Annotated in this window: 1 protein-coding gene; it reads left to right on the forward strand. The window is 58.1% G+C overall.

The genetic code is table 11. The features are described 5' to 3' along the window. Positions 1–420 precede the first annotated feature (420 nt). Entirely contained in the window at positions 421–897 is a 477-nt protein-coding gene (locus ACXJ7R_RS32635; protein WP_457155395.1) for a YidB family protein, read from the forward strand. Positions 898–1,423: the final 526 nt, after the last annotated feature.

Raw genomic sequence — 1,423 nt, forward strand, 5'->3', positions numbered from 1 at the left:
GGCTTGGTCTGAGTCGTACTCAGGTTCGGAAGGAATGCGCGAAGTGGCCTTGGCAGGTCTAATCCTCGACCTTCCGCCGTTTCGTGGTCGGATCAGCGAAGCAGGATTTCGTCGACTGCCAGGGCGACGAGAGCCGCACCAGCGAACCCTCAATGGTGCGCGTGATCCATCGAACAGGCGTATGCAGGGGCGTCTGAATGTCCGCTTCTTACACTCCAAGCCTCGCAGCAGCCAGTCCGCTTCCGGCCTGCCCGGCGAGCGCCTTGATTGAGTTTTAACCTAGCAGAGCGGGTTGTAGTCCTTGCCGGCATGCGAGTCCCTTTGGCGGGGTTCCTCGAACGCGCGGAAAACCAATAATCGTCGCTAGCGGAACCTTCGCACGGTTGAGCTCTTCTCCTTTTGAAAGGTGGAGGTACCAAAATGGCAAATCTSGGAAGACTGGCKATCGCRATGCTTGGCGTTCTGGCCTACCAAAATCGCGACAARATCGGCGAYTTGATCCGCGGCGCAGGAAATCGCGATCCCAACAATCCGCAGGGCGGGCTCCTGGATCAGCTGTCTAAGGGTGTGTCCGGAACGGCGCTTGGAGACGTCCTGGACCGTTTTAGAAATGCAGGAGTGGGATCGAAGGTAGATTCGTGGGTTGGTACCGGAGCCAACGAGCCGATTGAACCGAAAGATGTGGAGACGGCAATAGACGAGGACACCCTCACTTCCCTTTCGATGCAGACCGGTCTGTCGCGCGATGAGTTGATTGCCAGGATCACGAAAGATTTGCCCGAAGCAGTCGACAAGCTGACGCCAGAAGGGGTACTGCCCGTAGCAAATCCGACCCAGATCGATGAGCCTTCACTCCTCGATCCGGTACCAACGCCCACCCCCGGCCGGACGACCTAACGCGAAGGCGCTGCGGGAACTGGAATCCAAGCGCCTTCTGATTTCCTCAGGTGTCGCACCCTGGTTGAACAGTGCGAGGATACGCTCGGCCAAACGGTCGCGTGCCTCTTGATCTCCAGAGATACCCATATCCTTGGCGTATTCCGCTAAGAGATCGGCGAGCGCGGCCAGTTGTTCGGGGTCGGCAACGCCCCAGAGAGTCCCCATGTACGCAATCCCTTATCGAGTAGGGCGAAAGCGTGATCGACTCTCCCAAGCGCCCGTTGCCTTGCAATATCGAGCGCCAAAGGAAGTGTACGCTTCCGGACAGGATTAGCGAGTCATTCCGGCGAAGGAACCATTGCCTCTGCCCTGTCGTTGGGTCGTCAAGGGACACGATGATGACTGACGAACAGGGCAAAGCGCCTAGCAAGCCGGACGATATTGTCGTGCGGCGTCTGGTCGATGAAACCGGCATCACGGAAACGCAAGCGCGCGAGCTAATCGTATTATTGGGTGTCCATAGCTGGGCCTCGCTATTGCGGGA

The sequence above is a fragment of the Mesorhizobium sp. P5_C1 genome, from assembly GCF_054049815.1.